25 protein-coding genes are annotated in these 22,976 nt (G+C 69.1%); 9 read left to right on the forward strand and 16 right to left on the reverse strand.

Annotated elements, in window-relative coordinates; all coding sequences use genetic code 11:
* Window positions 1–23: 23 nt before the first annotated feature.
* Both ACIPQB_RS17840 and ACIPQB_RS17845 read left to right on the forward strand, forming a co-directional pair.
* Entirely contained in the window at window positions 24–1,604 is a 1,581-nt protein-coding gene (locus ACIPQB_RS17840; protein WP_446486601.1) for a carboxylesterase/lipase family protein, read from the forward strand.
* 158 nt (window positions 1,605–1,762) lie between these two features.
* Entirely contained in the window at window positions 1,763–2,452 is a 690-nt protein-coding gene (locus ACIPQB_RS17845) for a hypothetical protein (RefSeq protein WP_446486602.1), read from the forward strand.
* A gap of 1 nt (window position 2,453) precedes the next feature.
* Here ACIPQB_RS17845 and ACIPQB_RS17850 read toward each other — a convergent pair whose 3' ends face one another.
* The 8 genes from ACIPQB_RS17850 to ACIPQB_RS17885 all read right to left on the reverse strand — a co-directional run bounded on the left by ACIPQB_RS17850 (window position 2,454) and on the right by ACIPQB_RS17885 (window position 9,415).
* Window positions 2,454–2,993, reverse strand: a complete 540-nt coding sequence (locus ACIPQB_RS17850) for a DUF1697 domain-containing protein (RefSeq protein WP_446486603.1) — start codon at window positions 2,991–2,993, stop codon at window positions 2,454–2,456.
* A 440-nt stretch (window positions 2,994–3,433) separates the two neighbouring features.
* Window positions 3,434–4,594: a cystathionine beta-lyase gene (gene metC, locus ACIPQB_RS17855; protein WP_446486682.1), complete on the reverse strand. Its 1,161-nt coding sequence runs from the start codon at window positions 4,592–4,594 to the stop codon at window positions 3,434–3,436.
* An 81-nt stretch (window positions 4,595–4,675) separates the two neighbouring features.
* Window positions 4,676–5,530 (reverse strand): 3-mercaptopyruvate sulfurtransferase, encoded by an 855-nt coding sequence (gene sseA / locus ACIPQB_RS17860; protein WP_446486604.1) that lies wholly within the window; start codon window positions 5,528–5,530, stop codon window positions 4,676–4,678.
* Window positions 5,531–5,624: 94 nt separating this feature from the next.
* Complete coding sequence (locus ACIPQB_RS17865) at window positions 5,625–6,197, reverse strand: hypothetical protein (RefSeq protein ID WP_446486605.1); 573 nt, start codon at window positions 6,195–6,197, stop codon at window positions 5,625–5,627.
* Window positions 6,194–6,718: an RNA polymerase sigma factor gene (locus ACIPQB_RS17870; RefSeq protein ID WP_446486606.1), complete on the reverse strand. Its 525-nt coding sequence runs from the start codon at window positions 6,716–6,718 to the stop codon at window positions 6,194–6,196. The genes ACIPQB_RS17865 and ACIPQB_RS17870 overlap by 4 nt, the downstream gene beginning before the upstream one ends.
* A gap of 73 nt (window positions 6,719–6,791) precedes the next feature.
* Window positions 6,792–7,790, reverse strand: a complete 999-nt coding sequence (locus ACIPQB_RS17875; protein WP_446486607.1) for a cysteine synthase A — start codon at window positions 7,788–7,790, stop codon at window positions 6,792–6,794.
* Window positions 7,791–7,907: 117 nt separating this feature from the next.
* Window positions 7,908–8,189, reverse strand: a complete 282-nt coding sequence (locus tag ACIPQB_RS17880) for a hypothetical protein (RefSeq protein WP_446486608.1) — start codon at window positions 8,187–8,189, stop codon at window positions 7,908–7,910.
* Window positions 8,190–8,191: 2 nt separating this feature from the next.
* Window positions 8,192–9,415, reverse strand: coding sequence for a class I SAM-dependent methyltransferase (locus tag ACIPQB_RS17885; protein WP_446486609.1), 1,224 nt, complete (start codon window positions 9,413–9,415; stop codon window positions 8,192–8,194).
* Between the two features lie 201 nt (window positions 9,416–9,616).
* Between ACIPQB_RS17885 and kdsA the strand changes: the two genes are divergently transcribed.
* Both kdsA and rfaD read left to right on the forward strand, forming a co-directional pair.
* A complete protein-coding gene (gene kdsA / locus ACIPQB_RS17890; protein WP_446486610.1) occupies window positions 9,617–10,489 on the forward strand; it encodes a 3-deoxy-8-phosphooctulonate synthase in 873 nt (290 codons plus the stop codon).
* A 765-nt stretch (window positions 10,490–11,254) separates the two neighbouring features.
* A complete protein-coding gene (gene rfaD / locus ACIPQB_RS17895) occupies window positions 11,255–12,256 on the forward strand; it encodes an ADP-glyceromanno-heptose 6-epimerase (protein WP_446486611.1) in 1,002 nt (333 codons plus the stop codon).
* A gap of 10 nt (window positions 12,257–12,266) precedes the next feature.
* Here the strand turns inward: rfaD and ACIPQB_RS17900 are convergent, their stop codons facing one another.
* On the reverse strand, window positions 12,267–12,653 hold the full coding sequence (locus ACIPQB_RS17900) for a type II toxin-antitoxin system VapC family toxin (RefSeq protein ID WP_446486612.1): 387 nt from the start codon (window positions 12,651–12,653) through the stop codon (window positions 12,267–12,269).
* Entirely contained in the window at window positions 12,650–12,940 is a 291-nt protein-coding gene (locus tag ACIPQB_RS17905; RefSeq protein ID WP_446486613.1) for a type II toxin-antitoxin system VapB family antitoxin, read from the reverse strand. Before ACIPQB_RS17905 ends, ACIPQB_RS17900 begins: the two co-directional genes overlap by 4 nt.
* Before the next feature lie 125 nt (window positions 12,941–13,065).
* On the opposite strand from ACIPQB_RS17905, the gene ACIPQB_RS17910 reads away from it, so the two are divergent.
* Window positions 13,066–14,178: a DUF3089 domain-containing protein gene (locus ACIPQB_RS17910; RefSeq protein WP_446486614.1), complete on the forward strand. Its 1,113-nt coding sequence runs from the start codon at window positions 13,066–13,068 to the stop codon at window positions 14,176–14,178.
* 161 nt (window positions 14,179–14,339) lie between these two features.
* Here the strand turns inward: ACIPQB_RS17910 and recG are convergent, their stop codons facing one another.
* From recG to tcyJ, 5 genes are all read right to left on the reverse strand, one after another.
* A complete protein-coding gene (gene recG, locus ACIPQB_RS17915) occupies window positions 14,340–16,415 on the reverse strand; it encodes an ATP-dependent DNA helicase RecG (RefSeq protein ID WP_446486615.1) in 2,076 nt (691 codons plus the stop codon).
* 64 nt (window positions 16,416–16,479) lie between these two features.
* A complete protein-coding gene (locus ACIPQB_RS17920) occupies window positions 16,480–16,782 on the reverse strand; it encodes a hypothetical protein (RefSeq protein WP_446486616.1) in 303 nt (100 codons plus the stop codon).
* Between the two features lie 62 nt (window positions 16,783–16,844).
* Window positions 16,845–17,585, reverse strand: coding sequence for an amino acid ABC transporter ATP-binding protein (locus ACIPQB_RS17925; protein ID WP_446486617.1), 741 nt, complete (start codon window positions 17,583–17,585; stop codon window positions 16,845–16,847).
* Complete coding sequence (gene tcyL, locus ACIPQB_RS17930) at window positions 17,582–18,238, reverse strand: cystine ABC transporter permease (protein WP_446486618.1); 657 nt, start codon at window positions 18,236–18,238, stop codon at window positions 17,582–17,584. Before tcyL ends, ACIPQB_RS17925 begins: the two co-directional genes overlap by 4 nt.
* 67 nt (window positions 18,239–18,305) lie before the next feature.
* Window positions 18,306–19,106 carry a cystine ABC transporter substrate-binding protein gene (gene tcyJ / locus ACIPQB_RS17935; protein ID WP_446486683.1) on the reverse strand — a complete coding sequence of 267 codons (801 nt, stop codon included), beginning with the start codon at window positions 19,104–19,106 and terminating at the stop codon, window positions 18,306–18,308.
* 167 nt (window positions 19,107–19,273) lie between these two features.
* Here tcyJ and ACIPQB_RS17940 point away from each other — a divergent pair, with 167 nt between their 5' ends.
* From ACIPQB_RS17940 to ACIPQB_RS17955, 4 genes are all read left to right on the forward strand, one after another.
* Complete coding sequence (locus tag ACIPQB_RS17940) at window positions 19,274–20,470, forward strand: M48 family metalloprotease (protein WP_446486619.1); 1,197 nt, start codon at window positions 19,274–19,276, stop codon at window positions 20,468–20,470.
* A 71-nt stretch (window positions 20,471–20,541) separates the two neighbouring features.
* Window positions 20,542–21,021 (forward strand): nuclear transport factor 2 family protein, encoded by a 480-nt coding sequence (locus tag ACIPQB_RS17945; RefSeq protein ID WP_446486620.1) that lies wholly within the window; start codon window positions 20,542–20,544, stop codon window positions 21,019–21,021.
* Between the two features lie 44 nt (window positions 21,022–21,065).
* Complete coding sequence (locus tag ACIPQB_RS17950; protein ID WP_446486621.1) at window positions 21,066–21,308, forward strand: FitA-like ribbon-helix-helix domain-containing protein; 243 nt, start codon at window positions 21,066–21,068, stop codon at window positions 21,306–21,308.
* A complete protein-coding gene (locus ACIPQB_RS17955) occupies window positions 21,305–21,712 on the forward strand; it encodes a type II toxin-antitoxin system VapC family toxin (protein ID WP_446486622.1) in 408 nt (135 codons plus the stop codon). The genes ACIPQB_RS17950 and ACIPQB_RS17955 overlap by 4 nt, the downstream gene beginning before the upstream one ends.
* A gap of 6 nt (window positions 21,713–21,718) precedes the next feature.
* On the opposite strand, the gene ACIPQB_RS17960 is transcribed toward ACIPQB_RS17955, so the two are convergent.
* A complete protein-coding gene (locus tag ACIPQB_RS17960) occupies window positions 21,719–22,834 on the reverse strand; it encodes a beta-ketoacyl-ACP synthase III (RefSeq protein ID WP_446486623.1) in 1,116 nt (371 codons plus the stop codon).
* Window positions 22,835–22,976 lie beyond the last annotated feature (142 nt).

Below are 22,976 nucleotides of genomic sequence, written 5' to 3' on the forward strand. Positions count from 1 at the left end.
AACGCGTAAAAAGGAGGACCCGCATGACCCATCGCTTTTTCGCCCTCGCCATCGCCGCGGCGCTCGGCCTGACCGCGGCCTCGGCCCAGGCGGCCGATCCGGTGGTCAGGACCCGCTTCGGCCCGGTGGCCGGCGAGCGGGTCGGCGGCGTCGACGCCTTCAAGGGCGTGCCGTTCGCCGCCCCGCCGGTCGGCGACCTGCGCTGGCGGGCCCCGCAGCCGCCGGCCGCCTGGACCGCGGTGCGCCCGGCCAAGGCCTACGGCCCCGACTGCATGCAGAACCCGTTCCCGGGCGACGCCGCGCCCCTCGGCGTGACCCCGGCCGAGGACTGCCTCTACGCCAATGTCTGGACGCCGGCCGGGGCCGAGACCGCCAAGGCCAAGCGGCCGGTGATGGTCTGGATCTATGGCGGCGGCTTCGTCAACGGCGGCTCTTCGCCAGCGGTCTATGCCGGGGACCGCTTCGCCCGAGACGGGGTGGTGCTGGTCAGCTTCAACTACCGGGTCGGGCGCTTCGGCTTCTTCGCCCATCCGGCCCTCAGCGCCGCCGACGCCGACCATGGCCTGCTGGGCAACTACGCCCTGCTCGACCAGATCGCCGTGCTGAAGTGGGTGCGCGACAACATCGCCGCGTTCGGCGGCGATCCGGGCAATGTCACCCTGTTCGGGGAGTCGGCCGGCGGGGTCTCGGTCCACGACCTGCTGACCTCGCCCCTGGCCAAGGGCCTGTTCCACAAGGCGATCATCCAGTCGGGCGGCGGCCGCGCCGGCCTGCTGCCGACCCTGCCGCTGCATGCGGCGGCCGGAGAGCGCTCGGCCGAGGCCGTGGGCGTGGCCTTCGCCGCCAAGGCCGGGGTCAGCGGCGAGGGCCCCGAGGCGCTGGCCGCCCTGCGCGCCCTGCCGGCGCAGGCCCTGGTCGACGGCCTCAACATGGCCACCTCGCGCACCCCGACCTGGGTCGGCGGGCCGATCCTCGACGGCGCCATCCTGCCGCGCGAGCCGCTGACCGCCTACGCCGCCGGCCAGTGGAGCCGGATGCCGGTGATGGTCGGGGCGACCGGGGCGGACGGCTTCTTCTTCGGCGGCCGCCGCGACGACATCTTCGCGCCGTTCGGGCCGCGCAGGGCCGAGGCCGAGACCCTCTACGATCCGACCGGCCAGGGCGACATCAGGCTCTATGGCTGGCAGGTCGCCGGCGACCGGATGTTCATCGAGCCGTCGCGCGAGATCGCCCGGACCCTGTCGGCCCAGGGCGGTCCGGTCTACCAGTACCGCTTCACCTATGTCGCCGAGAGCCAGCGGCCCAGCTGGTGGGCGGCGCCGCACGCCACCGAGATCCCGTTCGTGTTCGACACCGTCGACGCCCGCTACGGCGCGGCCCTGACGCCGGCCGACGCGGCCGCGGCCAAGGCCGCCCACGCCTACTGGATCGCCTTCGCCAAGACCGGCGCCCCGGCCGCTCCCGGCCTGCCGGCCTGGCCGAAATACACGACCGCCAGCGACCAAATTCTCGACTTCAGCTTCGCCGGACCGGTCGCCAAGCCCGATCCGCTGAAGGCGCGGCTCGACCTCGTCGAAGCGGTGGCGGAGGCGAAACGGCCGTAATGCCCAAAGCGGCTGATCTTATGCGATAGTTCCGAGATAATTCCCCTATCAGTTGCAACCCCGGCGGAAAGCGCTCATGCTCTTTCTTGCTAAGGTTGGCTCCGGCGGCGCGCGCGGCGTGTCGGCGAAAGAGCCTGAATCCACAGGGGGAAACGCCCATGGCCAGCGCCCAGCAGATCACCATCACGCTCTCGTCCGCCACCCTCGCGGCGCTCAAGGACATGGGCTACGCGCTCTACGCCATGCGAGCGTTCGACACGACCAACGCCGCGGGCCAGCCGCTGGTCTGGGTCGCCACGACCCAGTACATGCAGATGACCACGCTGGCTTTTCAGGCGCAGTACCAGGCCTATGTCTCCACCTCGCAGCTGATCCCCAACGGGGTGGTGACGATGATGTCGACCGTTCCGGTGGATCTGGGCCAGACGGCGACCGTCGACGCCAACGGCATGATCACCGTCACCCAGGGCGGACGCCCGAACGCCGTCACCCTGGTCAACAGCAGCAGCAACCCGTTCACCACGGGTCTGGCCGCGGGCGCCGACGGCGGTTCGGCGGCGGCGATCTTCGCCGAGCCGCTCTACGGCCTGGCCGAGGACATCGTCGCGCCCCTCGACCAGGTCCTGCTGACCTTTTCCACCGCCGGAATCCAGGTCGGCACGCTGGTGCGTCATGCCATGTCGCAAAGTTTCCTGGTCGACTTGACCGGGGGCGACCAGCGCACGGTCGTCTTCGACATCAACCAGGGCTGGAGCGCCGACGGCGCCGCCTGGGCTCAGAACGTGCCGGCCGGCAGCGACCTGATCCCGATCCTGGTCCACGAAACGCCGATGACCGTGCCTGCCTAGATCAGCCCAGCATCTCGGCCAGGGCCAGCACCGTGGTCCAGTTGCGGCCGGTGATCCGGGCGCCCAGGGTCTTTTCGATCAGGCCGTTGGTCAGCTTCGAGCCGCCGACGCCGTCGGGATAGGCGGCGTAGAGCTGGCGGCTTTCGGCCCGCACCTGCTCGCGGCCGCGGATCGCCGCGCGCAGGGCGCCGACCGCCTTCTTGTCGGGGGCGTCCTTCAGGAACAGGGTCATCAGCCAGCCGGGGTCCTGGGCCGCGAATTCGGGGAACGGGTTGGCGGCGACCATCGCGCGCCAAGCCTCGGCGGTGCGCACATAGACGTCGGTGCGCAGCGCCAGGCGGTCCATCAGGGCGGTTTCGATCTGGGCCTGCAGCTCGGCTCCGGTCTGCTCGCCGCTGGCGAACACCAGGTCGCCGACCTTGGGCCCGGTCCGGACCTCGGCGCAGCCCAGCTCGGCCAGCAGGGCGTTCAGCTCGTCGGCCGTGACCTGGCGGTTCCCGGCGGCGTTGACGCCGCGCAGCAGGGCGATGTGGACGGTCATGGGGCGGGCCTTTCGAACGAGGCGGTTGTCTAGACCCTCGAGGCCGCGCCGTCGCGGAGGGATTTGGGGCGGTCGCGTTTCGCACACACCGCCCAACAGCCATTCCCATTCCCAAGTGACGGACACACCGTTACCGATACTGTCGTTACCGCGCCCGAAGCGGACGTGATGACTGTCTGTTCGGGGTGGGAAGCAGCCCCTTCGCCACTCCCTTCTCAGCCGTCATTCCGGGCCTTGTGCCCGGAACCCCTCTCTCCGCCGCAAGTGCAGGCGGGGCGGTTCGCTAGCGAACCGCTTGCACTTCACGTGCGGGCCGAACCAGGGGTTCCGGGCACAAGGCCCGGAATGACGGGTGTATTTTTTGGACGGGCGCTTAGACCTAAGGTCCGCCTTGGGTCGAAATTCGCCATGGGCTTGCGGTCGGCAAGCGGACCTTCAGATCATCCCTTCAGCGCCACAAACCCCCGCTCCAGGTCGGCGATCAGGTCGGCGGGGTTCTCCAGCCCGACGTGCAGGCGGAGCAGGGGGCCTTCCAGCCTCACCGGGACGTTGCGGTTCTTCAGCTGCGGGTCGCAGTGGATGGCCAGGCTCTCATAGCCGCCCCACGAGAAGCCCAGGCCGAACAGCTCCAGCGCGTCCAGGAAGGCATGGACGGCCTTTTCCGGCGCCGGCTTCAGCACCAGGCCGAACAGGCCGCAGGCGCCGGTGAAGTCGCGCTTCCACAGGGCGTGGCCCGGATCGCCCTCCAGGGCCGGGTGCAGGACGCGGGCCACCTCGGGCCGGCCCTGTAGCCAGCGGGCGACGGCCAGGCCGTTCTCCTGGTGGCGCGGCAGGCGGACGGCCAGGGTGCGCAGGCCGCGCAGCACGGTGTAGGCGTCGTCGGGCGACACCGACCAGCCGATGTCCCACATGGCGTCGCCAAGCTGGTTGCCGATGACGTTGTCGGCGGTGGCGGCGCTGCCCATGAAGACGTCCGAATGGCCGCCGACATATTTGGTCAGGGCCTGGACGCTGATGGTCACCCCGTGGGCCAGGGGCTTGAAATAGAAGCCGGCCGCCCAGGTGTTGTCGATCAGGGTCAGGACGCCGCGCTGGTTGGCGGCGGCGGCCAGGGCGGGAATGTCCTGCATCTCGAAGGTCAGGGAGCCGGGGGCCTCCAGCAGGATCAGCCGGGTGCGCGGCGTGCACAGGGCCATCACCGCCTCGGGCGACAGGGCCGGGTCGTAATAGGTGGTGGCGACGCCGAACCGCGTCAGCACCCGGTCGCAGAACCGCCGGGTGGGCCGGTAGGCGCTGTCGACCACCAGGATCTCGTCGCCGGCCTTCAGCAGGGCCAGCATCACGCCGGTGATCGCCGCCAGGCCCGAGGGATAGAGGGTGACGTCGGGCGAGCCCTCCAGCTCGGCCAGGGCGGCCTGCAGGGCGGCGGGCGAGGACAGGCCGGTGATGCCGTAGGTCAGCTGGCCGTCGTCGTACAGCGAGGCGGCGTTGGGCAGCAGCACGGTCGAGCCGCGCTGGACCGGCGGATTGACCGTGCGGGCCAGGGAGGTTCCGCCCTTGGCCGGGGCGCCCTTGCGGATCAGGCGGGTTTCTTCATCCAGGGGCATGGCGGACTCGGGCGACGACAACGACACCCCCGTCGTTTACGGCACGGGAGCGCGGCGGTTCAAGGCGAGAAATCCTCAGGCCTCGCCGGTCGCCACCGGCGCGTCGCCGCGGCCGCCCCATTCGGTCCACGAGCCGTCATAGACCGCCGCCCGCGGCCGGCCCAGGCGCGCCAGGGCCAGGGCGACGACCGAGGCGGTGATGCCCGAGCCGCAGGTCGCCGCCACCGGCCTGGCGACGTCGACCCCGGCGGCCTCGAACACCTCCGCCAGTTTCTCGGCCGGCAGCATCGTGCCGTCGGGGGCCAGCAGGGCCGACAGCGGGATGTTGCGCGAGCCGGGAATGTGGCCGCCGCGCAGGCCGGCCCGAGGCTCGGGGTCGCGGCCGGTGAAGCGGCCGGCGGCGCGGGCGTCGACCACCTGTTCGCGGCCGGTCTCCAGGTTGCGCTTCATCTGGTCCAGCGAGCGGACGATGTCGGCCTGGAAGCGCGGAGTGAAGTGGCGCTCCTGCGGCGCGACGACCAGGTCGTCGACCGGGCGGCCCTCGGCGATCCACTTGGGCAGGCCGCCGTCCAGCACCACCACGTCCTCGTGGCCCATGGCCCGGAATTCCCACCAGACGCGGGCGGCCGGCAGGATGCCGCTGGTGTCGTAGACGACGATCCGCGACCCGTCGCCCAGGCCCAGCTTCTTGACCCGCGCCGCGAACTTGATCGGCGACGGCAGCATGTGCGGCAGGTCGGAGGTCTCGTCGGCGATCTCGTCGATGTCGAAGAACACCGCCCCGGGGATGTGGACCCGGTCGTATTCGGCCTTCGGGTCGCGCTGGGCGGCCGGCATGTGCCAGGACCCGTCGACGATCCGCACGTCCGGCGCGTCGAGGTGCTCGGCCAGCCAGGCGGTGGAGACGAGCGGGTCGGCGGGGATGGGCATCACGAAGCCTTTCGGGGTCTGACTCGCCCCTGTGGAACGGCCGGCAAGATCACGCGATCGGCGGGCGAGGGCAAGCGGGCGCGGCCCAGTTCGTTCACTCGGTCATCTGGGCGTCGAGCTCGGCAATCTCCCGCCGCAGCCTGCCCGCCGCGCGCCGCTGGATAACGAGCATGGCGATCAGCCACGTCGCGCCCAACAGGCCAATCGGCGCAAAGTGAGCCGCATCGGCGGCCGGATTTCTTGACAGGGCGAGCAGGAGGACCGCGACGCCGGGCAGGAGCGGCAAGGCGAGGACAAGCCAGCCCCCTTGCGCCGTCCGCAGCGCGCGCCGGAGCCGTTCGCGCAGAAAGTTCGCGCAGGCCTGGGCTGAATCGTTCGCCGGAGCGCTTGAAACGCTCCGATAGGCGCCGGCGAGAACCGCCACCCAGCCGATCGCCATCAGGGCGACGCCGATCCGCATCAGCGGCGTCGGAACGGCGCGCCATTCGGTTCCGGCGACGAACAGTCCAAGCGCGACGACAATCGCCGCTAGAGCCAGGTTACGCTTTGACCTGTCTTGAGCCTTTCGCACGTTGGCTTGGATTTCCTCGAGAGACATCGGCGTGTGCTCCATCGGCTGACCGCGCCAGGCGGTCGCGAGGCTTTCAGTTCGCGGATCGATGGTCATGGCGCTTCTCCATGCTCGAAGCGTCGGGCCAGTATGGCCTTGATGCGGTGGATCTTGGTGGCGACGGCGCCGGCCGAGAGCCCGGTGATCTCGCCGATCGCGGCGGCGTCCAGGTCTTCCAGATAGAGCAGCATCACCTGGCGATCAGGCGGTTTAAGGCCGTCGATCATGGCGAGCAGGCGGGTCAGGACCTGGCGCTCGCCGGCCTCTCGCTCAGGGTTGTCGGGCGCTGGCGCGTCGGCGATCGCGTCGAGGCTGGCCCATGGCGCGCTCTTCGCCCGCCGGCGCAGGATGTGCGACGCCCCGACATTGTGCGCGATTCTATAGACCCAGGTGCGGAGCGAGCAACGGGCGTCATATCCGGCGAAGCTGCGCCAGAGTGCGGTGTGAATGTCCTGAAGGAGATCCCGGCGTTCGTCCGGGCTGGCCTCATAGCCTCGGGCCAGCCGTTCAAGCGCCGAACCGAAATTGACGGCCGCGAGCCTATAACGCTCGTCCTGGGTCTCACCGCCGGAGTCCATCTTCGCCCGCCCCTGTTCGCTCACCTAGAGGTAGTCGAGCGGGTGGGGGATTTCTTACAGAACAGACGAACCTTCACATCCACGGCGGCGTCGGCAGGCCCTTCTCGGCCAGGAAGGCCGGATTGAACAGCTTGCTCTGGTAGCGCGAGCCGTGGTCGCAGAGGACGGTGACGATGGTGTGGCCCGGGCCCATGGCCTGGGCCATGCGGATGGCGCCGGCGACATTGATCCCCGACGAGCCGCCCAGGCACAGGCCCTCGTGCTCGACCAGGTCGAACACCTGCTCGAGCATTTCCGCGTCGCTGATCCGGAATGGATAGTCGACGGCCAGGCCTTCGAGATTGGCGGTGACGCGGCCCTGGCCGATGCCCTCGCTGATCGAGGTTCCCTCCGCCTTCAGCTCGCCGTCGGCGTACCAGCTGTAGAGCGAGGCGCCGTGCGGATCGGCCAGGCCGATCTTCACCGACGGCTTGCGGGCCCGCAGGGCGGCGGCGACGCCGGCCAGGGTGCCGCCCGAGCCGATGGCGCAGATGAAGCCGTCGACCGCGCCGTCGGTCTGCTCGAAGATCTCCGGACCGGTGGTCTCCAGATGGGCCTGACGATTGGCGACATTGTCGAACTGGTTGGCCCAGATCGCCCCGTTCGGCTCGGTCCTGGCCAGTTCCTCGGCCAGGCGGCCGGAATAGCGGACATAGTTGTCGGGGTTGGAATAGGGGACGGCGTCGACCTCGACCAGCTCGGCCCCGAGCAGGCGGATGGCGTCCTTCTTCTCCTGGCTCTGGGTGCGCGGGATGACGATGGTGGTCTTGTAGCCCAGGGCCGAGGCGACCATGGCCAGGCCGATGCCGGTGTTGCCGGCGGTGCCCTCGACGATGCGGCCGCCGGGCCGCAGCAGGCCGCGGGCCTCGGCGTCGCGGATGATGCCCAGGGCGGCGCGGTCCTTGACCGACTGGCCGGGGTTCATGAACTCGGCCTTGCCGAGAATCTCGCAGCCGGTCGCCGCGCTGGCGCGGTTCAGGCGGATCAGGGGGGTGTCGCCGATCGCATCCAGGACGCTGGTCTTGACGGTCATCTGCTCATTCCGGCCGTACGGGAGGTCGGCATGGTAGATCGTGATGCGGCCCGGGCAAGCAAGGCCAGTTTTCCTGAAGGCGAACAGCCTGGTTTCAGGGATTTCGAAGGCGCGACGTCAATCCACCCGCTGGGTGATGATCACGTTCAGCAGCGCCAGATTGCCCTCGACCGTGGCCGCCGCGCACCAGGCGCCGTGCAGGCCGTCGACCTCGACCAGGCGGTTCTCGATGGCGTCGATCATGATCCCCTCGGCGACGTCGGACGACACCTCGCCCAGCAGCTGTTCGTCCTGCAGCTCGCGGCACCAGGCGGCGACCGCATCGGCCGCCGTGTCGGCGTCGAACTGGCTGATATAGGTGCCGCCGTGGAAATCGAGAACCATCGTGTAGAGGTTCATGATCAGGTCCGGGCCAGGCCCAGCTGGATCACATTGGTGCGCTCGGTGCGGAACCCGGCCTCGCAATAGCTGAGATAGAACCGCCACAGGCGGCGGAACCGCTCGTCGAAGCCCTGGCCCTTGATCTCGTCCCAGGCCCCTTCGAACCGCCGGGCCCACTCAGCCAGGGTGTCGGCGTAGTTCTGGCCGAAGCGGCTGACGCCGGTCCAGGTCAGGCCGGCGGCGGCGGTCTCCTGCCGCAGCCGCGCCTCGCTGGGCAGCATGCCGCCGGGGAACACATAGCGCTGGATGAAGTCGGTGTGGCTGCGATAGGCGGCGAACAGCTCGTCGCGGATGGTGATGATCTGCAGGCCGGCCCGGCCGCCGGGCGACAGCACCTGGCGGATCTTGTCGAAATAGGCCGGCCAGTATTCCTCGCCGACCGCCTCGAACATCTCGATCGAGGCGACGCTGTCGAACTGGCCGCGGACGTCGCGATAGTCGACCAGCCGGATGTCGGCCTTCTCGGCCAGTCCCTGGTCGAACAGCCGCTGCCGGGCGAAATCGTGCTGAGCCTGGGAGATGGTGACGCCGGTCACCTTGGCCCCCACCTCCTTGGCGGCGAACTCGGCGAAGCCGCCCCAGCCGCAGCCGATCTCCAGCACGTGCTGACCGGGCCGCAGGTCGATCGAGCGGGCAAGGGCCGCGTACTTGGCCCGCTGGGCCTCGCTCAGCGGCTGGCCGGGGGCTTCGTAGAGGGCCGAGGAATAGGTCATGCTGGGGTCCAGCCAGCGCGAATAGAAGGCGTTGCCAAGGTCGTAATGGGCGTGGATGTTCTTCTTCGAGCCGCGCCGGTCGTTGCGGTGGAACAGGTGGTACAGCCCGTTGACGGCCCGCATCAGCGGATTGCCGCTGACCAGGGCGGTCAGCCGGTCGAAGTTCAGCGAGAAGGCCTCCAGCACCGCCGACAGGTCGGGGGTGTCCCACTCGCCGGCCATGTAGCCCTCGGCGAAGCCGATGTCGCCCGAGGCCAGGGCCCGGCGGATGAACCGGTAGTCGTGGATGTGGATGACCGCGTCCGGTCCCGGCGTCTTGCCGTCGATGCGCACCGGCTTGCCCGACGGCAGGACGAAGGTCAGGGTCCCGACCGCCCAGTTCTCGATCGCGACGCGCAGGGCGGTGCGGAAGGCGGCGGGGGCGCGGCGCAGCTCAGGATCGCGCCAGGTCGTAGGCAGGATATCGCTCATCGACGGTCCCATCCCTAGTTTTGACGAAAGTAAGAACTCTCCAAACCAAAGTGTAAATGGGGAGAGCGGCCGATCGGGCGCAAGGGCCGCACCCGCCGGCGCCGTCGCCGCGGTCGATGGCCCCTTGCACCGCCCCGTCCAAAAGGCCACCTGTGGCGCTCGAAACGCCTCCAGAAACGCCCCTAGTCCGGAACTCCTGTCTTGAGCCAGCCCCAAGCCGTCGCCCCCAACGCCGTGATCGAGATCAAGACCAGCCGGGGCGGACCAGTCAGGATCGGCAACGCCGAGCGGCTGTCGATCATCGCCGGCCCGTGCCAGATGGAGAGCCGCCAGCATGCGCTGGAGACGGCCCATGCGCTGAAGGAGATCGCCGACCGCCTGGGGATCGGCCTGATCTACAAGACCAGCTACGACAAGGCCAACCGCACCTCGGCGACCGCCGCCCGGGGCATCGGCCTGCATGACAGCCTGCCGATCTTCCAGGAGATTCGCGCGGTCACCGGCCTGCCGACCCTGACCGACGTCCACGAGATCAGCCACTGCGCCATCGTCGCCGAGGCCGTCGACGTGCTGCAGATCCCGGCCTTCCTGTGTCGCCAGACCGACCTGCTGCTGGCCGCCGCCGCCACCGGCCGGGCGATCAACATCAAGAAGGGCCAGTTCCTGGCCCCCTGGGACATGAAGAACGTCGTGGCCAAGATCACCGGCGCCGGCAACCCCAACGTCATGGCCTGCGAGCGCGGGGCCTCGTTCGGCTACAACACCCTGGTCAGCGATATGCGCTCGCTGCCGGTGATGAAGGAGATCGGCTGCCCGGTGGTGTTCGACGCCACCCACAGCGTCCAGCAGCCGGGCGGCCAGGGGACGTCCTCGGGCGGCCAGCGCGAGTTCGTGCCGGTCCTGGCCCGGGCGGCGGTGGCGGTCGGCGTGGCCACGGTGTTCATCGAGACCCACCCCGACCCCGACCACGCCCCCTCCGACGGTCCCAACATGGTGCCGATGAGCCAGTTCGAGGCCCTGGTGGCCGACCTGTTGGAGTTCGACGCCTTGGCCAAGCGCAAGCGGGCGGCCTAAAATTGGCCACGCCTGGCAACGATAAGCCAGAACAAGGCTAGGCAAAACCAATCTAGGCAGACTATCCTTGATTCATTCCAGATGAGTCACGGTTCTTTAATCGAGCTCGACTGAAATGGAACAGCCCCGGCAACGTCGTTACCGGGGCTGCGTTGAAGGGGGCGGGCGACCTTTTCACTTTTCCGGGTGTGGTCGTTCGTCCCTGCTACCTCACTGAGGTACGAGGGCCGACATGTCGGATCTCTCAAACACATCAGCTACATAGGCGCGAGGCCTATTTCTTCGGCTTCGGAGGGGACTCGCGAACCGTCGTGCTGGGGTGTCGCGCAGCGTATTGCGGCGTAACGTATTGCCCAGTCACGGCGGAACGGTTGTTCCCACCGGTCGAAGACGGCTTCGTCATCGATTTAGATCCTTGAGTTGCGGACCGCGCCCCGCACCCTTTGCGACTGATCGCTCCGCTACATCTGGTGTTGCAGCACGTCGCTCAGCCCACATATGGGGCCACAGTGGCTAATGGTTCGTCAACCGCTAGAACCGAGTCGCGTGCAAGTTTTTTCTTAACAGGTCGTTAACCTGCGCGGGCCCCATGAAAAAACTTGGCCTTAACAAGACTTTACCGTCGGTATGTGGAAGCCGCTGCGGTACTAGGTCGCATATCACGAGTAATTTTCCACAGAATCAGTCCGAGGGACGGATCCTTCTTACTTTCGAGCTCAAAGCTCGCGCTCTTGTCCCTCCCATCGCCTGTGCCATAACGCCCCCATGTCCAGACGCGTCATCCTCGTCACCGGCGGCGCCGGGTTCATCGGCTCGAACATCGCCGCTCGGCTGTGCGAGGACGACGGCCTCGACGTGGTGGTCTGCGACTGGCTGGGCGCGGCGGCCGAGAACAAGTGGCGCAACCTCGCCAAGTCGCCGATCGCCGACTTCGTGGCCCCCGAGGCGCTGTTCGATTGGCTGGCGACGCGCGGCGAGGACGTCGAGCTGGTCATCCACATGGGCGCGGTGTCGTCGACCACCGAGCCCGACGCCGACAAGATCGTCCACGCCAACTTCACCCTGTCGCGCGACCTGTGGCGCTGGTGCGCGGCCCGCCGGCGGCGGCTGATCTACGCCTCCTCGGCGGCGACCTATGGCGACGGCCAGGGCGGATTCGACGGCAAGGACGACCTCGACAGCCTCAAGGCCCTGCGGCCGCTGAACGCCTATGGCTGGTCCAAGGCGCTGTTCGACCTCTATGCGGTCCGCGAAGCCGCCCGCGGCCACGCCCCGGCCCAGTGGGCGGGCCTGAAGTTCTTCAACGTCTACGGGCCCAACGAGGACCACAAGGGCGGCATGAAGTCGGTGGTCTGCCAGATCTGGCCCAAGGTCGCGGCCGGGGAGGGGGTCAAGCTCTTCAAGTCGCACCACCCCGACTATGCCGACGGCGGCCAGCTGCGCGATTTCGTCTATGTGCGCGACGTCGCCGACGTGGTCGCCTGGCTGGCCAAGAGCCCGCAGGTCAACGGCGTCTACAACCTCGGCTCGGGCCAGGCCCGCTCGTTCAAGGACCTGGCCGAGGCCACCTTCCGGGCCGTCGGCCGCGAGCCGCAGATCGACTATATCGACATGCCCGAGGTGCTGCGCGGCAAGTACCAGTACTTCACGGAGGCCGACATGAGCCGCCTGCGGGCCGCCGGCTACAACGCCCCGATGACGGCGCTGGAGGACGGCGTCGAGGACTATGTGGCCGGGTTCCTGAACACCGACGATCCTTACCGCTAATGCGCCGGCGTCAGATCGCCCGCTTCACGTCCGTGGCGGCGAAGTCGTCGCCCTTGAACAGCAGCGGCAGGCCGCGCGACTTGGTCAGGGCGTAGCTGAAGCAGTCGCCGTAGTTCAGGGCGTGACGGCCCTTGCCGTAGACTTCGTGCGCCCGCATGGCGAGACCCAGTTGGAGGCTGTCGAAAGGCTCGATCAGGACATTGAGATTGCCGATGAAACGCTCGACGTTCTCCGCTTCGTCTGGCCCCTTGCGTCTCAGGCAGACAATCTGAAGCTCCAGACGAGTCGGCGCGGACATCAGCAAGCGATCAGCGCCGACGACAGCGTCCATGAAGGCTCCAGCCTCCGGCTCCTCCCACAGCATCGCCAACACGGCGGACGTGTCCAGGACGATCACCTGGGAAGGCCATCCTCGTCGTACAGCATCTCCTCAGGCGTACTTGGATCAAGCACGGGAAGGGCCGCCGAACGGCGTTGCAGCTCGGCGATGAAGGCCAGCTTTTCTTCGCGCGTACGCGGTTTCATCCGCGGATTTGGCGGCGTGCGCTCGGCCTCGGCGCGAAGGGCGCGGGTGACCACTTCGGTCAGGCTGTCACCCGTCCGCTCCGCCACTTGGCGGGCGAGGCGTTCAGCTTCGTCGCTGCGAATATAAAGCGTCATGGCCGTGAAGATACACTCGATCAATATCGGCTCCAAGCCGAGCCAAAACAAGGCGCCGGCGCGGCTGAACGCGCCAGTTCCGACTGTCTCGCGCCAAGGCCTCCAGGCCGTCTCGCGCGACCGCCGCGGTTCGTGCTAACCCAAGGTCCATGGGCGAGCGCTTCAAGGGTTTCGGACGCTGGATCTTCGCAGGGGCCGTGCTGGTCCTGGCCGTGGTCCTGGCGGCGGCGTTCTACTGGCGCTACGACATCCTGCGCACGACGCTCGATCCCAAGGTGCCGTTCCAGACCTATGAGCCGCCGCCGGCCCCCGACTACGCCAAGCCGGCGGCCTGGGCGCTGCTGCCCGGGACCGGGACCAAGGGGCCGGCCGACGTGTTCTTCGTGCATCCCACCAGCTATGACGGCGGCCGCGACTGGAACGCGCCCTACGACCAGCCCAAGGCGGCGCGCGACCTGGCCCGGGTGATGCTGCCCAACTACGCCGAGCCGTTCGCGCGCAGCGGGCGGGTCTTTGCGCCCCACTATCGCCAGGCCAGCCTCTACACCCTGCTGACCCTGCGCGACGACGCCCGCGACGCCCGCCGCTTCGCCTATGACGACGTGCAGCGGGCCTTCCGCTATTTCCTGGGCCACTACAACAACGGCCGGCCGATCGTGCTGGTCGGGGTCGAGCAGGGGGGCGTGCTGGCGGCGCGGCTGCTGAACGAGGAGATCGCCGCCGAGCCGGCCCTGCGCGACCGCCTAGTCGGGGTCTATCTGATCGAGACGGTGGTCCCGGCCGACCCCTACGGTCCCGGCGCGCCGGTCCCCGCCTGCGCGGCCCGCGACCAGGCCGGCTGCGTGGTCGCCTGGGCCTCGCTGCTGGACGGCGACTTCCAGCAGGCCCAGGAACTGGCCACCCGTTCGCTGGTGTGGAGCGACAGCGACGAACTGGTCACGCTCGAAGGCCGCGCGCCGCTGTGCGTCAACCCGCTGCTGGGCGCCCAGACCGAGATCCGCGCCCCGGCCCGCCTGAACCTCGGCGCCGCCAACGCCACCGGCCTGGAATGGGGCTCGCGGCCGGCGCTGCTCAAGCGCCAGGTCTGGGCCCAATGCGAGAACGGCCTGCTGCACACCGGTCGTCCGAAGGCGACGTCGCTGCGCGAGTCCGGGTCCTGGACCGACCGGCGCAAGGTCGACGGCTTCAACCTGTTCTGGGCCGACATCGAAGCCGACGTCCAGGTCCGGATCGCGGCGTTGAAGAGGCGGCCGAGGCCGTAGAACGTGATGACTGAAGGCTGAATCACCTTTCATCCCGTCTCCCCGAAGGCCGGGGCCCAGATTCAGCCGTCGTGTTGGACGCTTATCCGAAACACACAGCCTTACGACCTGGACCCCGGCCTTCGCCGGGGAGACGGAAGGAGGGGGCGTTCTATCTGGCCCTACCCCGCGTCGTTCAGCGGCGAGGCGGCCTTCCAGTCGAACAGTTCCTGCAGGACCCGCACCGCCTGGCCGCGCGGCGAGGTCAGGTCCGGGTCGCGGGCCAGGACCAGCCGGGCGTCGTCGGCGGCCACGGCGATCAGGTCGCGATGGGCGACCGGGTCGGCCAGCCGGTAGGCCGGGAAGCCGCTCTGCTTGAGGCCCAGAGGATCGCCGCCGCCGCGCAGCTCCAGGTCCTTTTCGGCGATCTCGAAGCCGTCGTCGCTGCGGCGCAGGATGTCCAGCCGCTGCTGGGCGGTCTCCGACAGCGGCGGGTCGTAGAGCAGCACGCACGAGCTTTCGCGCGCCCCGCGGCCCACGCGACCGCGAAGCTGGTGAAGTTGCGCCAGGCCGAAGCGGTCGGCGTGCTCGATGACCATGATGCTGGCGTTGGGCACATTGACCCCGACCTCGACCACGGTGGTGGCGACCAGCACGCTGACCTCGCCGTCGACGAAGGCCTGCATCACCGCGTCCTTTTCGGCGACAGGCATCTGGCCGTGGACCAGGCCGACGCCCGGGCCGATCGCTTCGCGCAGCGAGGCGGCGCGGCGCTCGGCGTCGCGCAGGTCGATCTTGTCGGACTCCGCCACCAGCGGGCAGATCCAGAAGGCCTGGGCCCCGGCCTGGGCGGCGGCCTTCAGCCGGGCGATGATCTCGGGGATGCGCGGGGTCGGCGCGGCGCGGGTGGCGACCGGCGTGCGGCCCGGCGGCTTCTCGTCGATGCGCGAGACGTCCAGGTCGCCGAACACCGTCAGCTCCAGAGTGCGCGGGATCGGCGTCGCCGACATCGCCAGCAGGTGGGCCCCTTCTCCTTTTTCCTGCAACCGCTTGCGCTCGTTGACGCCGAAGCGGTGCTGCTCGTCGATGATCGTCAGGCCCAGGGCCTGGAAGGCGACGTCGTCCTGGAACAGGGCGTGGGTGCCCACCGCCACGGCGGCCGAGCCGTCGGCCAGGGCGGCCAGCTTGGCGGCGCGGCCCGCCCCCTTGTCGCGGCCGGTCAGCAGCACCACCGCCAGGCCCTGGGCCTCCAGCGGCGGGGCCAGGGTCTCGTAGTGCTGGCGGGCCAGGATCTCGGTCGGGGCCATCAGGGCCGACTGCAGGCCGCTGGAGGCCGCGTCGGCCATAGCCAGCATGGCCACCACGGTCTTGCCCGAGCCGACGTCGCCCTGCAGCAGCCGGCCCATGCGCTCGCCGCTGGCCATGTCGCCGCGCACCTCCGACAGGGCGCGGATCTGGGCCCCGGTCAGGCGGAAGGGCAGGGCCTTCTCGGCCGCGTCCGACAGCGGGCCGGCCTGGACGCGCGGGGCGGGGTGGGCGCGCTTGGCCGCCTTGCGCTGGGCCAGGGCCAGCTGGTGGGCCAGCAGCTCGTCATAGGCCAGGCGGCGGCGGGCGGCCGACAGCGGCGACAGGTCGACCTCGGCCTGGGGCCCGTGCAGGACCGCCAGGGCCTCGCGCCAGGCCGGGAAGCCCTGGCGGCTCATCCAGGCCGGATCCTGCCATTCGGGCAGGGCGGCGGCCCGCTCCAGCGCCTCCAGGGCGAACTTGCGGAAGGTGCGCGAGGGCAGGCCGGCGGTGGCCGGATAGACCGGCTCGATCGGCGGGATGTCGCTGGCCCGCTCGGCCTCGAGCAGGTAGTCGGGATGGGCGACCTGGATCTCGCTGCCGAACCGCTCGACCTTGCCGCTGACCGCCCGCCGGGCCCCGACCGGATGCTGGCGCTCCAGGTGCGGTCCGTGGCCCTTGAACCAGGTCAGGGTGATGAAGCCGTGCTCGTCCCAGCCGCGCACCCGCCAGGGCTGGCCCGAGCGCTGCGGCGGTAGGTGGGCGTCGATGGTGACGATGAAGGTCTGGACCTGGCCGTCGACGGCGCGGTCGGAGGTGGTGGCGGTGCGGCGGATCAGGCCGGTCGGCGGCGTCAGCAGCACATCGCGGACCAGGGGCCCGGCCAGGCGCTCGACCAGCGGCGCGACGCGCGGCCCCACGCCCTTGAGCGTGGAGACCGGCGTGAACAGCGGAAAGAGAATCTCGGGGCGCATCGGACTTCACCATAGCGAAGCCCACGCCGGTTGTGGACGTGGGGGCGGCCGTTTTGGCGGCGCGCTATTCGCCCCGGTTCATCGCCGGCTTCAAGGCCGTCAGGATGTCCTGCAGCTCCTCCGAACGCGAGGCGCCCGAGACGTTCAGGCGCGTATAGAGGTATTCGGCCCCGTGCTTCTGCGCGGCCTCGGGGAAGCGGTTGGCGGCCCCGTGCAGGTTGTTGGCCTCGCCGGCGTAGACCACGGCGCCGGTCGCGTCGATGAAGACGAAATTGCCGGCGATCGTCGTCCGCGGATCACGATCCTCGGCGAGCTTGTAACGGTAGATGGCGCCCGAGGCGCCTTGCAGATCGATATAGGGTTTCACGAGACCTCGCCTCAATGCACACGGCGTCGGCGGCGAGGTGGTGAAGGCCGCCGAGGGCCAAATTATGACCTTAGGCCGCTCACCTTGCTGAGGAATCGCCGCGTGCGTTCTTCCTTAGGCGAACCAAGCACGTCTCCGGAAGGGCCTTCCTCAATAATAACGCCGTCATCCATGAAGATCGTACGGTCGGCGACGTCGCGTGCAAAGTCCATTTGGTGGGTGACGATGACCATGGTCCGCTTCTCGACGGCCAGGTCGCGGATCACCGTCAGCACCTCGCCGACCAGTTCCGGATCCAGCGCCGAGGTCGGTTCGTCGAACAGAATGACTTCGGGATCCATGGCCAGGGCCCGGGCGATGGCGCAGCGCTGCTGCTGGCCGCCGGACAGCTCGCGGGGATAGGCGTCGACGCGGTGGGCCAGGCCGACCTTGGTCAGCAGGGCCCGGGCCTTGGCCAGGGCGGCGGCCGGCTTCTCGCCGCGCACGACGATCGGCCCCTCGGCGACGTTGCGCAGGGCGGTCATGTGCGGAAACAGATTGAAGCTCTGGAACACGAAGCCGACCCGGCCCTGCAGGGCGCGGGCCAGGGGCGGCTTGTCCCCGGCCGTAACCCCAGCAACGGTCAGGGTCCCGCCGTCGACAGCCTCCAGCCCGGCCAGGCAGCGCAGCAGGGTGCTCTTGCCCGAGCCGCTGGGCCCGATGACCGCCACCACCTCGCCCGGGTTGAGGGTCAGGTCGACGCCGTTCAACACCGTCGCGTCGCCGAACCGCTTGACCAGGCCCTGGGCCGAAATTGCGCTCATCGGCCCTGCTCCGCCTGGCGTTCCAGCCGGGTCTGGCCCAGGGCCAGCAGGCTGGACAGGATCCAGTAGAGGGCGGCGGCCGCCAGGTACATGGCGAAGATCTCGTAGGTGCGGGCGGTGATCAGCTGGGCCTGGCGGAACAGCTCGGGCACCTGGATGGTGGCGGCCAGGGAGGTGTCCTTGACCAGGCTGATGAAGCTGTTGGCCAGCGGCGCGACGGCGGTGCGGGCGGCCTGGGGCAGGATCACCCGGCGCAGGGCCTGGCCGCGGCTCATGCCCAGCACGCTGGCGGCCTCCCACTGGCCCTTGTCGACGGCGGCGATGGCGCTGCGCAGGATCTCGCCGGCATAGGCCCCGATATTGATCGAAAACCCGATCCCGGCCGCCAGCAGCGGCGGCAGCTCGATCCCCAGCTGCGGCAGGCCGTAATAGATCAGGAACAGCTGCACCAGCAGCGGCGTGCCGCGGATGGCCGACACATAGACGGCGGCCGGCCAGCGCAGCAGCCGCGTCCGCGACAGCCGCATCAGGGCCAGGCCGAAGCCGATCACCAGCCCCACGCCCATGCCGATCAGGCTGAGCAGCACGGTGTAGCCCGCGCCCTTCAGCAGCAGCGGAGCCGACTGCGCGACGAGGTCGAGGGCGGGGGTCATCGCGAACGGGCCGAGGGCGCGGCTGGGGACAGGCGCATGCGCCTGTCCCCAATCCTGGAACGGACCGTCACTTCGTCACGTCCACGCCGAACCACTTCACCGAGATCGCCGCCAGCCGGCCGTCGGCCCGCAGAGCGTCGATGGCCTGGTCGATCGCCACCTTGAGGGCGGGATCGCGCAGCATGGCCACGCCCATGCCCTGGTTGGCGAACGGCGGGCCCGAGGCGACGAAGTCGGGCGAGGTCTTGACGAAGTCGGCGGCCACCAGCCGGTCGTTGAGCACTGCGTCGATGCGGCCGGCCTTGAGGTCCTGGTACTTGGTGGGGTCGTCGTCATAGGTGCGGACGATGGCGGTCGGCACATTGGCCCGCAGCCAGGTCTCATAGTTGGTGCCCAGCCCCACCCCGACCTTCTTGCCGGCCAGGTCGGCCGGGGCGGCGATCCCCGTCCGGCCCTTGCGGACGATGATCTGGATGCCCGACACCGTGTAGGGCCGCGAGAAGTCGTACTTGGCCGCGCGCTCGGGGGTGATGGTGATCTGGTTGATGACCACGTCGATGCGCTTGGATTCCAGGGCGCCGAGCAGGCCGGCGAAGGGCGAGGGCCGGAAGTCCGGCTTGACCTTCATCTGCGCGGCCAGGGCCTTGGCGAAGTCGACCTCGAAGCCGGCCAGCTGGCCGTCCTTGTCCTGGAAGTTGAACGGCGGATAGGTGCCTTCCAGGCCGATGCGCAGGGTCTTGGTCGCCTCGATGCGCTTGAGGCCCGACTCGGCGTCGGCCTTCGGCTTGCCGCCGCAGCCGGCCAGGCCGAGGCCGGCGACGCCCAGGCCAAGGCCCAGCAGGAAATCACGACGGACGGGGAATCGCATGCGGGCCTCGAAAGCGCGGATCATGACCTATTTCTATACCGCCCGCGCGCCGCCGCCAGAGGCAAGGCTCGGCGCTCGCCCGCGTTGATCGACCTGACCGAGAATTAACCTGACGCGGCGGGCCGGTTCTGGCCTTCTGGCGGCCACCTGCGTGTTCGGGGAGCGACATGGCCCAAGCGTTCGATCCCGCCGCCGCCACGGCGGCCTATCTGGCGACCCTGCCGCCGGCGGCCCACGCCAAGGCGGCCGCCTACACCCACGGCGGCCATTGGCTGCTGCTGTGGGGGTTCCTGGTCGCGGTGCTGGTGTCGTGGCTGATCGTGCGCAGCGGCGTGCTGCCGGGGCTGCGCCGGCGGCTGGAGCGTCGACGCGCCCGGCCGCTGCTGACCAGCCTGGTGGTCGGGATCGTCTATCTGCTGGTCGACGGCGTGCTCAGCCTGCCCTGGTCGGCCTACAGCGGCTGGTGGCGGCAGAAGCAGTACGGCCTGACCAGCCAGGCCTTCACCGGCTGGCTGGGCGAGGCCGCCATCAGCCTGGCCATTTCGGCGGTGGTGATGGGCCTGTTCTTCGTCGCCCTCTACGCCCTGATCCGCAAGGCGCCGCGGACCTGGTGGCTGTGGAGCGGCGGGCTGACGGCGGTGTTCATCACCGTGATGATGGTGCTGGCGCCGATCTATATCGAGCCGATCTTCAACCACTACACGCCGGCCCCGCCGGGCCCGGTGCGCGACACGGTGGCCGCCATGGCCCGGGCCAACGGCGTGCCGGCCGACAAGATCTTCGTCTATAACGGCTCCAAGCAGTCCAACGCCTATACCGCCAACGTCTCGGGCCTGTTCGGCTCGGCCCGGGTGGCGATGAGCGACACCATGTTCAAGCAGGGGGCGGACCTGGCCGAGGTACGCGGCGTGGTCGGCCACGAGATGGGCCACTACGCCCACCACCACGCCCTGTGGATCGCCGGGGTGATGAGCCTGCTGGCCGTCGTCGCCTTCTTCCTGGTCGACCGATTGTTCGTCCCCGTCGCCGCCCTGCTGGGGGCGGAGTCGGTCCGCGGCCTGGCCAATCCGGCCGGCCTGCCGGTGCTGAGCGTGATCCTGGCGGTGCTGTCGCTGCTGGGCACGCCCCTGACCAACAGCCTGATCCGCATCGCCGAGAGCGACGCCGACCGCTACAGCCTCGAACATGTCGGCGAGCCCGACGGCCTGGCCAAGGCCCTGGTCAAGACCATCGAATACCGCGCCGCGACGCCGGGCGTGGTCGAGGAGGTGCTGTTCTACGACCACCCGGCGGTGGGGCGGCGGATCCGCCGGGCCATGGACTGGAAGGCGGGGCATCTTTCCGCCGCCAGGCCGGGAAGCTGACCAGCCTCGAAATGAACCCGTTCCCAGCCCGGAGCCTGAGGCGTTCCGGGCGCGCCGATGGAGATCCGACCGTGAAGACCTTGGCCCTGCTCACCCTGCTGGCGTCCGCCGCCCTGACGCCCCTGGCCGCCTCGGCCCAGACGGCTTCTCCCCCTGCCGCCGTGGCGTCGACCGCGTCCCCTGAAACCGTCGCCGCGCTGGAGAAGCTCAACAGCGAATGGCTGACGGCCTACAAGACCCGCGACGGCGCGGCGCTCGATCGCATCCTCGCCGACGATTTCGCGGCGATCTATCCGGGCGGGCGTATTCTCAGGAAGGCCGACCTGATCAAGACGGCGACCAATCCGGCCCGCACGATCTCCGACATCGGCTGGGACGACCTGAAGATCCTGGTGTTCGGCGACGTCGCCGTCGTTCGCGCCCGCAGCCGGATCGTCGGCAAGACCGCCGAAGGCGACTTCTCCGGTCGCAACGACTATGCCGACGTCTATGTCCGGCGAGCCGGCGCATGGCGGGCGGTCTCGGCCCATGTCGTGCCGGTGACGGATTAGGGGTGTGATTGCATTGATATCATGTTTGAGGCATTCTTGGACCCATGGGCCAGATCCTCATCCGCAATCTCGACGACAGCGTGATCGACGCCCTCAAGCGCCGCGCGGCCGATCACGCCATCTCGGCTGAAGAAGAGGCGCGGCGGGTGTTGACGTTCAGCGTCGGTCTGGGACGGGAGGACGCGGTTCGCCGGCTCAACGCCGTGCGAGCGGAGCTCGGACCTTCTCGCGGTCCGACCAGTCTCGAATTGCTGCGTGAAGACCGGGCGCGCGACGACAACGCATGACGATCGTCATAGACGCGTCGGCGGCGCTGAAATGGGTGCTGGACGAGGAAGGCTCGGATCGGGCCGTCGCGCTGGTCGAAACGGAACTCTTGATCGCACCGGATCTGTGGCTGATCGAATGCGCCAACGTGTTGGCCATGAAGGCCAGGCGCGGGTTTCTGACAGACCAGCAAGCCATCAAGGCTCTGGCCGTCATCGAAACCGTATCGGTTCGCATCATGCCCACGCGCGGCCATGTCGCAGCGGCTCACGCCATCGCGCTCGAGCTGAAGGCAAGCGCCTATGACAGCCTGTATCTCGCGTTGGCGCTCAAGGAACATGCGGTCATGGTCACGGCCGACGCCGCGTTCTTCCGCGCCGCGTCGGCCATGGCGGCCTACGCACCGCACATCCGGATGCTGTAGGAGCGCCTACCGCCTCCGCACAAACACCGTCCCCGCCGAATAGCCCGCCCCGAAGCTGCAGATCAGCCCCGTCTCGCCGGGCGCGAAGTCGTCATTGGCGCTGTGGAAGGCGATGATCGAGCCGGCCGAGCTGGTGTTGGCGTAGTCGTCGAGGATGATGACGTTCTCGCCGGGGGCAGGGTCGCGGCCCAGCACCTTGCGGGCGATCATGTCGTTCATGTTGATATTGGCCTGATGCAGCCATAGGCGCTTTAGCCCTGTCGGCTCGACCCCCAGGTCGGCGGCGTGCTCGAGGATCATCTGGCTGACCATCGGCACCACCTCGCGGAACACCTTGCGGCCTTCCTGGACGAACAGCTTGTCCTTGGCCCCGACCCCCTCCGGGGCGGCGCGGTTCAGGAAGCCGAAATTGTTGCGGATATTGTTGGAGAACTCGGTCTTCAGCCGCGTGCCCAGGATCTCCCAGCCGCCCTGGGCCTGGTCTTCGGCCTCCAGGATCACCGCGGTGGCGACGTCGCCGAAGATGAAGTGGCTGTCGCGGTCGGTGAAGTTCAGGTGGCCCGAGCAGACCTCGGGATTGACCATCAGCACCGCCCTGGCGCTGCCGGTGGCGATGAAGTCGGCGGCGGTCTTGATGCCGAAGGTGGCCGAGGAGCAGGCGACGTTCATGTCGAAGGCGAAGCCGCCGATCCCCAGGGCCTGCTGCACCTCGATGGCCATGGCCGGATAGGCCCGCTGCATGTTCGAGGCCGCGCAGATCACCGCCCCGATCTCGGCGGCGGGCTTGCCCCAGCGCTCGATCGCCTGCCGGGCGGCGGCGACGGCCATCTCGGCCAGGATCGAGATCTGGTCGTTGGGCCGCTCGGGCAGGATCGGCCGCATGACTTCGGGGTCAATGATGCCGCTCTTGTTCATCACATAGCGGGCCTTGATGCCTGAGGCCTTCTCGATGAACTCGGGCGAGGAGGGGGCCAGGGCCGTGACTTCGCCGGCGGCGATCGCCTCGGCGTTGGCGGCGTTGAAGCGCGCGACATAGGTGTTGAAGGCTTCGACCAGTTCGGCGTTGGAGACGCTGAACGGCGGGGTGAAGAGCCCCGTGGCGGCGATGACGGCTTTCTGCAAGGCGGCGGTCCCGATGACGCTGGGCGCGCCTGCACGGGGCGCGTCTTGGATCTTGTTCCGGCCGATCCATAGCACGCCTGACGGCGCCGTCACCTGTGACGCCGGGTCAAGCGGGGTGAGGCGCGTAGGTCACGCCCGTGGC

This window comes from Caulobacter sp. LARHSG274 (genome assembly GCF_052871235.1).

Bases quoted from the DNA above. Each gene is read 5' to 3' on its own strand.
- ACIPQB_RS17840 (WP_446486601.1), top strand. From the start codon at position 24: ATGACCCATCGCTTTTTCGCCCTCGCCATCGCCGCGGCGCTCGGCCTG.
- ACIPQB_RS17845 (WP_446486602.1), top strand. From the start codon at position 1,763: ATGGCCAGCGCCCAGCAGATCACCATCACGCTCTCGTCCGCCACCCTC.
- ACIPQB_RS17850 (WP_446486603.1), bottom strand. From the start codon at position 2,993: ATGACCGTCCACATCGCCCTGCTGCGCGGCGTCAACGCCGCCGGGAAC.
- sseA (WP_446486604.1), bottom strand. From the start codon at position 5,530: ATGCCCATCCCCGCCGACCCGCTCGTCTCCACCGCCTGGCTGGCCGAG.
- ACIPQB_RS17865 (WP_446486605.1), bottom strand. From the start codon at position 6,197: ATGACCATCGATCCGCGAACTGAAAGCCTCGCGACCGCCTGGCGCGGT.
- ACIPQB_RS17870 (WP_446486606.1), bottom strand. From the start codon at position 6,718: ATGGACTCCGGCGGTGAGACCCAGGACGAGCGTTATAGGCTCGCGGCC.
- ACIPQB_RS17875 (WP_446486607.1), bottom strand. From the start codon at position 7,790: ATGACCGTCAAGACCAGCGTCCTGGATGCGATCGGCGACACCCCCCTG.
- ACIPQB_RS17880 (WP_446486608.1), bottom strand. From the start codon at position 8,189: ATGAACCTCTACACGATGGTTCTCGATTTCCACGGCGGCACCTATATC.
- ACIPQB_RS17885 (WP_446486609.1), bottom strand. From the start codon at position 9,415: ATGAGCGATATCCTGCCTACGACCTGGCGCGATCCTGAGCTGCGCCGC.
- rfaD (WP_446486611.1), top strand. From the start codon at position 11,255: ATGTCCAGACGCGTCATCCTCGTCACCGGCGGCGCCGGGTTCATCGGC.
- ACIPQB_RS17910 (WP_446486614.1), top strand. From the start codon at position 13,066: ATGGGCGAGCGCTTCAAGGGTTTCGGACGCTGGATCTTCGCAGGGGCC.
- recG (WP_446486615.1), bottom strand. From the start codon at position 16,415: ATGCGCCCCGAGATTCTCTTTCCGCTGTTCACGCCGGTCTCCACGCTC.
- ACIPQB_RS17925 (WP_446486617.1), bottom strand. From the start codon at position 17,585: ATGAGCGCAATTTCGGCCCAGGGCCTGGTCAAGCGGTTCGGCGACGCG.
- tcyL (WP_446486618.1), bottom strand. From the start codon at position 18,238: ATGACCCCCGCCCTCGACCTCGTCGCGCAGTCGGCTCCGCTGCTGCTG.
- tcyJ (WP_446486683.1), bottom strand. From the start codon at position 19,106: ATGCGATTCCCCGTCCGTCGTGATTTCCTGCTGGGCCTTGGCCTGGGC.
- ACIPQB_RS17940 (WP_446486619.1), top strand. From the start codon at position 19,274: ATGGCCCAAGCGTTCGATCCCGCCGCCGCCACGGCGGCCTATCTGGCG.
- ACIPQB_RS17950 (WP_446486621.1), top strand. From the start codon at position 21,066: ATGGGCCAGATCCTCATCCGCAATCTCGACGACAGCGTGATCGACGCC.
- ACIPQB_RS17955 (WP_446486622.1), top strand. From the start codon at position 21,305: ATGACGATCGTCATAGACGCGTCGGCGGCGCTGAAATGGGTGCTGGAC.